Genomic DNA, 8,556 nt, shown 5'->3' on the forward strand with positions numbered 1-8,556 from the left:
TTGTCCGCATGAACAAAAAGCTTATTTTACACGTAGGGCCGCCTAAAACGGGTACTTCTGCTATCCAAAAATGGTGTACGGAAAATCAACCGTGGCTTGCACAGCAGGGAATATACTACCCACCCCATGCGCTTGCCTCCAACCATATCAGCTCTGGCCATGCGGAGCAGCTAATCCAGCTCAACATTGAGGGGAAAAAAACTGTTGATCAGGGTGGGCTGAATCGGGTTCAACAAAATTTTGCGGACTCAAATTGCCATACCTTACTGTTAAGTTCTGAATACTTTTTGTATCACGGTGCTGCAATTATCTCTCGCTTTGTTGGTTTCTCTGAGCAGATTGAGGTTATTGCCTATATTCGTTCGCCACTGGCCCAGTTTGAATCTGCTTACAATCAAACGGTTAAACGTCACGGCCAAACTAAACCGCTTACCTTTGGTCGTAATCTGCACACCACTACATTAGATAAGCTAGCCGATCTGCTAAGCGGCCAGCCTGTAAGCAAAATTAATGCTCGAGCTTACCTCGAGTCACCATCCTTCAATGTGGTTCAAGACTTTGTGGGTTGTCTCAATCTTAAACGCAGAGTCGCGTCATTTAATATCAATCCTTCTTACACTTTTGAGTGCCTTGAATTTAAACGGTGGTTGAATCAATTTGATTTAAGTGCTCTTCAGTCTGAGATTGATGAGATCTTGCAGGCGGAACAAACTGGTACGACTGAATATAGCTTATTACCTCCAGAGCTCAGTCAACGATACACCAAACAAGCAATCCAGGCAGTGACCAGATTTGATAAAAGCTATAGAATTGATAATGCTTCAGTTTTAGTAGATGAGATAGCCAATCAGCAGCTACTGGAGTATCGAAAACAGGCACTAACCTCTGAATTTTTGAAAAACTGGGGTGAGTACCTTCGCAATTATCAAAAAACGTTTTATTGCAAATTATGCAAGATAATGAGTGAGCAGGAGAGGGAGGTTTCAGATTTAGCCGCTTTTCGCAGCGCTCTTACCAGGTACGATAAACTTCTTAGTTCGATTGGTTTCTTTCGTTAAAGTATCGATGCATGCTAAGGCACTTTATGTTTTGACCGGGTCGCCATGTCTACCAGCCTTATATGGCCAATTATTTGTTCAAACGACACTCTGCCATTTTTTTGCTATCCTTAGCGCATTTTTCAAGATCCAGAGTGCAAATTGAAGTATTTTTGGCTCATCCAAGTAAGTAATCAGGGCAAGTAGCAATATGAGAAAAGGAATAATTTTGGCCGGCGGATCCGGCACCCGTCTACATCCGTTAACCAAAGTAGTCAGCAAACAGTTAATGCCGGTGTACGACAAACCTATGATCTTTTACCCGCTAACCACTCTGATGATGTCGGGTATTCGTGATATTTTGATTATCACCACACCAGAAGAGCAGGGCCGGTTTGTCGAGCTTATCGGCGATGGCGCATCATTAGGTCTAAACATCCAGTATGCCGTGCAAAAAAGCCCGGATGGTTTGGCACAGGCCTTTCTTATTGGCGAAGAGTTTATTGGTAACGACAGTTGTACGCTGGTGTTGGGTGATAACATTTACTACGGCCACGATTTAAAACTGTCGCTGCAAAATGCCTTCCGCCAAGAACACGGTGCTACCGTGTTTGGTTACCATGTTAACGACCCTGAGCGGTATGGTGTTGTGGATTTTGATAATGACTGGAATGCATTGTCTATCGAAGAAAAGCCAGCCAAGCCGAAATCCAATTACGCGGTGACAGGGTTGTACTATTACGACAACCGCGTGGTGGATTTTGCCAAAGAAGTAAAACCTTCTGCGCGTGGCGAGCTAGAAATCACCGATTTGAACAACTTGTATCTGCAGGATGGGTCGTTAAAAGTGGAGCTGATGGGCCGCGGATCGGCCTGGCTGGATACTGGTACTTTAGATAGCTTGCTGGATGCAGCCAATTTTGTCGCCGCCATAGAAAAGCGCCAGGGTCTGAAAGTATGCTGCCCGGAAGAAGTAGCATTTCGGATGGGCTATATCAACGCCCAGCAACTTGAAGAGTTAGCCGCGCCATTAAAGAAAAGTGGCTATGGCGATTATCTACTTAAAGTCATCCACGACCGCGTGAAGTAAACTAATCAGAATTCAGAGAGAAGTATGCAGGTAGTTACCACCCACATCCCTGATGTCAAAATTATCGAACCTAAAGTGTTTGGCGACGAACGTGGTTTTTTTCTTGAAACCTTTCGCACCGACTGGTTCAAAGAACACTGCGCCGATGTTGAGTTTGTTCAGGATAACCATTCTAAATCGCGCCAGGGGATCTTGCGCGGGCTGCATTATCAGCTGGAACAAACGCAAGGCAAACTGGTGCGCGTGGTGAGCGGCGAAGTGTACGATGTTGCTGTTGATATGCGTAAAGCATCACCGACCTATGGCAAATGGGTAGGTGTGTTGCTATCAGCTACCAATCATCGTCAGTTATGGGTACCAGCTGGCTTTGCCCACGGTTTTTATGTAACCAGCGAATCGGCTGAATTTGTGTATAAATGCACGGATTATTATCACCCGCAATCAGAAGTTTCAGTACGCTATGACGACCCAACCCTGGATATCCCATGGCCGCTGGTCAACGGTGAGGCACCGTCGCTATCAGCCAAAGATGTGGACGGTGTTAGTTTTGAAAATGCTCCAACATTTTAAGGCTGTCCGATGAAGATTGTTGTTATTGGAAAATCTGGCCAGCTCGCCACTGAGTTGCAGCATCTATTACCTGCTTCCGCAGTGTTTCTGGGCCGCGATGATATAGACATCACTCAGGCAGACGCGCTGGCTGACACACTGCAACCCTATCACCCGGATGCGATCATTAATGCCGCGGCATACACAGCAGTGGATAAGGCCGAAAGCGAGCCGGATGCCGCATTTGCTGTAAATGCAACCGGTGTGCAAAATCTGGCTACCTATTGTAAAGCCCAGCAAGTGTTTCTGGTTCATGTGTCTACAGATTATGTGTTCAACGGCCATAAAGGTGTGCCTTACACGCCAGACGATACCATTGAACCGCAGGGCGTCTATGGTAAGTCGAAGGCGCAGGGAGAACAGGCATTATTAGAGTTATTACCTGACCAGTCCTGCTTGTTACGCACCGCGTGGGTGTATTCCAGCCACGGCAATAATTTTGTAAAAACCATGCTTAAGCTGATGGCCAGTAAGCCGCAGCTTGGGGTGATTGATGATCAGATTGGTACCCCCACCTGGGCCAGGGGACTGGCACAAGCCTGTTACTTTGCGGTGCAGCAACAGGTCAAAGGTGTATATCATTGGACAGATGAGGGCGTAGCCAGTTGGTACGATTTTGCCCAAGCCATTCAGGACCTTGCTATCGATAAGGGATTATTATCTCAGGCAATTCCTATTCTGCCGATCCCGTCGTCGCATTACCCCACACCGGCCAAGCGCCCGCACTACAGCGTGCTGGATAAAACGACGACGCGTGAAGCGTTTGCCGAATTGCAGCCAGCACATTGGCGCGCACAGTTAGCCAGTATGATGGACCAGCTTGTTGAATCAGAGAATTAAGATGCAAAAAACAATATTAGTCACCGGCGGTGCCGGTTTCATCGGCTCGGCAGTCGTCCGCCACATCATTCGGGATACCGAGCATAGGGTGATAAACCTTGATAAGCTGACTTACGCCGGAAACCTGGAATCACTAGAGCCGGTCAGTGATGATCAACGCTACTCATTTGAACAGGTAGATATTTGCGATGCCGATGCATTGCGTGCAGTCTTTAACGAGCATCAGCCTGATATCGTAATGCACCTGGCGGCCGAATCGCATGTGGACCGTTCTATCGATGGCCCCGGTGAGTTTATCCAAACCAATGTGGTAGGCACCTATACGTTGTTGGAGCAGGCGCGGGCGTACTGGTCGTCTTTGCAAGGCGAAAAGCGCGAGGGCTTCAAGTTCCACCATATCTCTACTGATGAAGTGTATGGGGATCTGCCTCATCCGGATGAGGTAGAACCGGGTACCGAGTTGCCCATGTTTACCGAGACCACACCTTATGCGCCCAGTTCGCCTTATTCGGCATCTAAAGCATCATCAGATCAACTGGTCCGGGCCTGGCTGCGCACCTACGGTCTGCCTACGCTGGTTACTAACTGTTCTAACAACTACGGGCCCTACCATTTTCCTGAGAAATTGATTCCGCTGGTCATTCTTAATGCCCTGGCCGGTAAGCCGCTGCCTGTGTATGGCAAAGGCAATCAGATCCGTGACTGGCTGTATGTGGAAGATCATGCGCGTGCGCTGGTGCTGGTAGCATTACGTGGTGAAATTGGCGAAACCTATAACATCGGCGGACACAACGAAAAACAAAATCTGGAAGTGGTAGAAACCATTTGTGAGCTGTTGGATGAGATCAAGCCAAAAGACAGTCGCTATGCAGAGCAAATCACTTTCGTGCAGGATCGCCCCGGTCATGATATGCGCTACGCTATCGATGCGTCGAAAATTGAGCGTGAACTGGGTTGGACACCACAGGAAACATTTGAATCTGGGATCCGCAAAACCATTGAATGGTATCTTGCCAATGAAGCCTGGTGGAAAGCAGTGCAGGATGGCAGCTACCAAGGTGAACGATTAGGTACCGGAAGCTAAAGCTTTCCGTTTTATCGTGCTATTATTCACAGCCGCCGCAAGGCGGCTTTTTTGTGGTATGGAGTAAAGTGGGAAAATGAAAAAACTGGCGATGCTAACAGTGAAAGGGGCGGTAGGCTTATTGCCTCCGGCCGTGAAAAAAAATCTAAAGCGTAATCCTCGCCTGACAGAGTTTTATAGCCGCTCCTTACAACGCTCCGGTTTGTTTTACGGATTCCCAAGTGCCAAAAAGCTACAAGCGATGTACAAACATTGCCTCGCTCAACAACAGCGCTTGCTGGCTGACGTCAACCCTGAGCCAATCCGATGTAATGTTTTGATCACAGGGGCAAATACAAAAGATGTCCGCGAAAGCCTGGATACGTTATTGCCGTACCAAAACCAGGTGGCAAACATTTTCCTCGCTCCTGAGGTACTGCAAAAAATGGCCAGCGACGACGATGCACAATGGCAACTGTTGTCGTATGAAACTTTGTACGAGCTTGCCGAATTTCCCCTACTTGCTATGCAGGCAGGCGACAAAATTGATATGAGCACACTGTGCCGCGTGTTGAGCAGTGAGCATTACACCTCAGAGTCAGCTGTCTGCTATTTTGACTGGCATTATCTGGACAAAAAAGGCAAGCCGGCAAACGCGCAGTTGTTACCCGACTGGAACCCGGATTTTCAGTTATCTACAGGATACGTTCATACCGCTATCTGGTTACCCAGTCCCCAACAGACATTAGCGCAATGTTCGCTCGAAGCGTGTGATTATGATCTGGCGGTATGGTTTGCTGCAATCGCGTTGGAAAGCAAAATTGTGCCGCAGCATATTGCGGTGTCTGTGTTGGCAAGAAGCTCGGCTGCAAAGTTGGTTACACCGCTACAAGCGATTGCTGACAAACTGGCAACGCAGGCTGCTCCAGTAGTCAATGCCAAAACAAATACGGTTCAGGCTTTATGGCCCTTGGTGGACTCACCCAAGGTGTCGCTGATTATTCCTACTTACAATGGGCAGGAGTTGGTGCGTGCATGTGTCACCTCTATTCTGGAAAAGACCACCTACCAAAATTACGAAATTCTTTTGGTGGACAACAACTCTGATGATCCAGCCTGTCTGGCTTACTTTGATGAGTTGGCCAAGCATCCTAAAATTCGTTTACTGAAATACCCGTATCCTTTTAATTATTCGGCCATCAACAATTTTGCTGTCAAACACGCTAGCGGTCAAGTGGTCGGCCTGGTCAATAATGACATTGAAATTATCACGCCGCAGTGGTTAGAGCACATGGCTGGCCATGCAATGCGACACGATATTGGCTGTGTCGGAGCCAAGTTATTGTATACCGACGGCCGTATTCAGCATGCGGGCGTGGTTATGGGGTATGGTGGCGGTGCCGGTCATGCACATAAGTACTTTCCCCGCTACCACCCAGGGTATATGAATCGGTTGGTGGCTACCCAGAATTATAGCGCGGTTACCGCTGCCTGCTTGCTGATAAAAAAATCGCTATACGAAAAAGTAGGCGGGCTGAATGAGCAGGATTTGCATGTGGCATTCAATGATGTCGATTTTTGTTTGCGCGTATTAGAAACCGGAGTGCGCAACTTGTACTGCGCCGAAGCGGAACTATATCACCACGAGTCAGTATCTCGCGGCTTAGATGTCAGCGAGGAAAAAGCAGCACGTTTTAATCGCGAACTCACATATCTGCAAACAACCTGGCAAAAATATATCAGTCATGATCCGGCTTATAACCCAAACCTTACTCTACGGCGCGAGAATTTTGCCATAAAGGGCAAAGACGAATACTAAACTCAAGCCACCATTCCCAGGTGGCTTTTTATTTTTCCTGGTCAGGCATTAAACACTTGCCAGACGACAAAAAATCTCAATAATACGCGCGATTCAATTTCTGCCTGCGCATGTTCCTGGCGCCCCTTCCGGCAGATAAGAAGATAGCTTTTTCGTTTAGTCATGCTTTTGTGGAGACATCATGCAAAGGTTGCGTGAGTTATCAGGCCAGGTGCTGGCTGTTTTTGATGCGCTTTCAGCTGAATATTCAAAGTACCAACAAGACCGGCAGTTACCTTGCCCACCGCAATGTGGTGCGTGCTGTAATAAACCCGATATTGAAGTCACGGTCTTAGAGATGCTGCCCCTGGCATTGCATCTATTTGATCAGGGGAGGGCAGAAGAAGTGGTAGAAAGCCTTCCTAAGGAGTCAGGTTTTGCCTGCCAGTTTTTCCAGCGTTTTTCTCTGGACGGGAATCGGGGTCGCTGCACAGTTTACCCGTTCCGGCCTGGTGTCTGCCGGATGTTTGGCGTAGGTGGGTATACCACCAAAAATGGTGCGGCGACTTTATCGGTCTGTGGGCAGCTAAAATCTGCCATGCCACAGCGCTATGCCGAAGCAGTAATACTAGCAAGCCAACATCGCCCACCGATGTTGGCCGAAGGGCAGTCGCGATTGAGCCAATTAGATTATCAACTAGGCAGTGAGCGCTTACCGATAAACCAGGCTGTCGCGAAGGCGCTGCAGCATGTGCTGACGCAAGCGTATTATTACAATGAAGAGGATAATGATATTGGCGCGCCGATTATCGCGGCGTAATAATGTGAGGGATGATTATGCACCTTAGTAGTAAGGTGCATATCGGTACTTATTTATCGTTTAATACGCCAGCTAGTTCTTCATCAGAGAACCCGGCTTGTAAACCATATTCACGGATTTTCATGTCGTCCACACCGGCATCCTGCGCTGTTTCTAATATGCGTAAGACCTGTTCACGCTGCGCGGAGGTTTTTTCGATGGCTGTGCTAACCACATCTTCCGCTTGGGAAGGAAAAATCGCCAGTAAGGAATCCACCACGTACTCGCCGACATAAGGTACGGTCTCCAACGCTGTAGTCATAATCTCGACCAGCTTATTGGGATGTTCGCGCGAGAGAGTTTGAACAATTGCATCAGCAGAATTTGGTTCGGTCATTACCGCAACCCGCACAATTTCATCCAGCTCATCGGGGGTTGCATTGGCTGCGGCCTGAACCACAAAGTCGACATAGCTGGGTTCAGCTTTTATCGCCAGCTTCACTATAGCCGGGCACGAACTAACATCTTTTTTGATTGCCAGTGCCACAATTTCCTGAGTCGAAGCAGGCTGCGCCGAGATGGCGGCGTAGATAATTTCGCGGTATTTATCCGGATAGGTTTCCAACGCGACATCCACTATGGAGACCACATCCTGCGGATAATGACTGGCGATGGAGCGAATGGCCCGGCCGACTGACATATTTTGGTCCACCTGGCGTTTTAAAAACTTTACCTGGTAAGGATCAAGCACAGTTGGATCAGGTTTGACGAATTCAGTTGCCATAACCGAACTGCTAGAAAGTGCCAGCATTGTGATAAAACTCAGCGTACGCATAAACCTGAACCTCTTGCCCGTAGAACATGAATTTTTGTTTAGGTTACTATTATTATAGAACGAGACCATTACCAAAAAGTTCAAATTGATGCTTTTTTGGCAGATCTGATTACAAACTAACCCGAAGATTGCTTTTTTGCAATTTTATTACTTATATCTGTTGACGTTCCCTTATTTATCGCTAGAATGCGCACCACTTCGACGGGACAGGCCAAACGGCAACAACCTTGAAGGGCTTGCTCCAACAGCGATAGCGACCTGAGTAAGCGGTTTTCAAAACAGCCTTTCAAATTAGTTTGAAAAAAGTTGTTGACACGAAAGCCGAATCGCGTAGAATGCGCATCCCGCTTCGGGGAGTAAACGAAGCAAGCGGCAAGGCCAGTTGGTCAGTCGCACTGTTCTTTAACAATGTATAACAAGACAATCTGTGTGGGCACTCGTTAAGAGTGTCAACCGACGATTCATAGATATATTCGATTTTTAAT

General features: G+C 47.7%; 8 protein-coding genes. 7 read left to right on the forward strand and 1 reads right to left on the reverse strand.

Annotated elements, in window-relative coordinates:
* Positions 1–8: 8 nt before the first annotated feature.
* From ACTUJZ_RS14760 to ACTUJZ_RS14790, 7 genes are all read left to right on the forward strand, one after another.
* Positions 9–1,058: a hypothetical protein gene (locus tag ACTUJZ_RS14760; protein WP_463637103.1), complete on the forward strand. Its 1,050-nt coding sequence runs from the start codon at positions 9–11 to the stop codon at positions 1,056–1,058.
* 190 nt (positions 1,059–1,248) lie between these two features.
* On the forward strand, positions 1,249–2,127 hold the full coding sequence (gene rfbA / locus ACTUJZ_RS14765; protein ID WP_463637104.1) for a glucose-1-phosphate thymidylyltransferase RfbA: 879 nt from the start codon (positions 1,249–1,251) through the stop codon (positions 2,125–2,127).
* Positions 2,128–2,151: 24 nt separating this feature from the next.
* A complete protein-coding gene (gene rfbC, locus ACTUJZ_RS14770) occupies positions 2,152–2,697 on the forward strand; it encodes a dTDP-4-dehydrorhamnose 3,5-epimerase (RefSeq protein WP_463637105.1) in 546 nt (181 codons plus the stop codon).
* A gap of 9 nt (positions 2,698–2,706) precedes the next feature.
* Complete coding sequence (gene rfbD, locus ACTUJZ_RS14775) at positions 2,707–3,576, forward strand: dTDP-4-dehydrorhamnose reductase (protein ID WP_463637106.1); 870 nt, start codon at positions 2,707–2,709, stop codon at positions 3,574–3,576.
* Between the two features lies 1 nt (position 3,577).
* Positions 3,578–4,660, forward strand: coding sequence for a dTDP-glucose 4,6-dehydratase (gene rfbB / locus ACTUJZ_RS14780; protein WP_463637107.1), 1,083 nt, complete (start codon positions 3,578–3,580; stop codon positions 4,658–4,660).
* A 76-nt stretch (positions 4,661–4,736) separates the two neighbouring features.
* Positions 4,737–6,458, forward strand: coding sequence for a glycosyltransferase family 2 protein (locus ACTUJZ_RS14785; protein ID WP_463637108.1), 1,722 nt, complete (start codon positions 4,737–4,739; stop codon positions 6,456–6,458).
* Between the two features lie 211 nt (positions 6,459–6,669).
* On the forward strand, positions 6,670–7,257 hold the full coding sequence (locus tag ACTUJZ_RS14790; RefSeq protein WP_463637109.1) for a YkgJ family cysteine cluster protein: 588 nt from the start codon (positions 6,670–6,672) through the stop codon (positions 7,255–7,257).
* A gap of 49 nt (positions 7,258–7,306) precedes the next feature.
* On the opposite strand, the gene ACTUJZ_RS14795 is transcribed toward ACTUJZ_RS14790, so the two are convergent.
* Positions 7,307–8,020, reverse strand: a complete 714-nt coding sequence (locus tag ACTUJZ_RS14795; RefSeq protein WP_463637110.1) for a hypothetical protein — start codon at positions 8,018–8,020, stop codon at positions 7,307–7,309.
* Positions 8,021–8,556 lie beyond the last annotated feature (536 nt).

The organism is Alteromonas sp. WD8-37 (assembly GCF_055326825.1).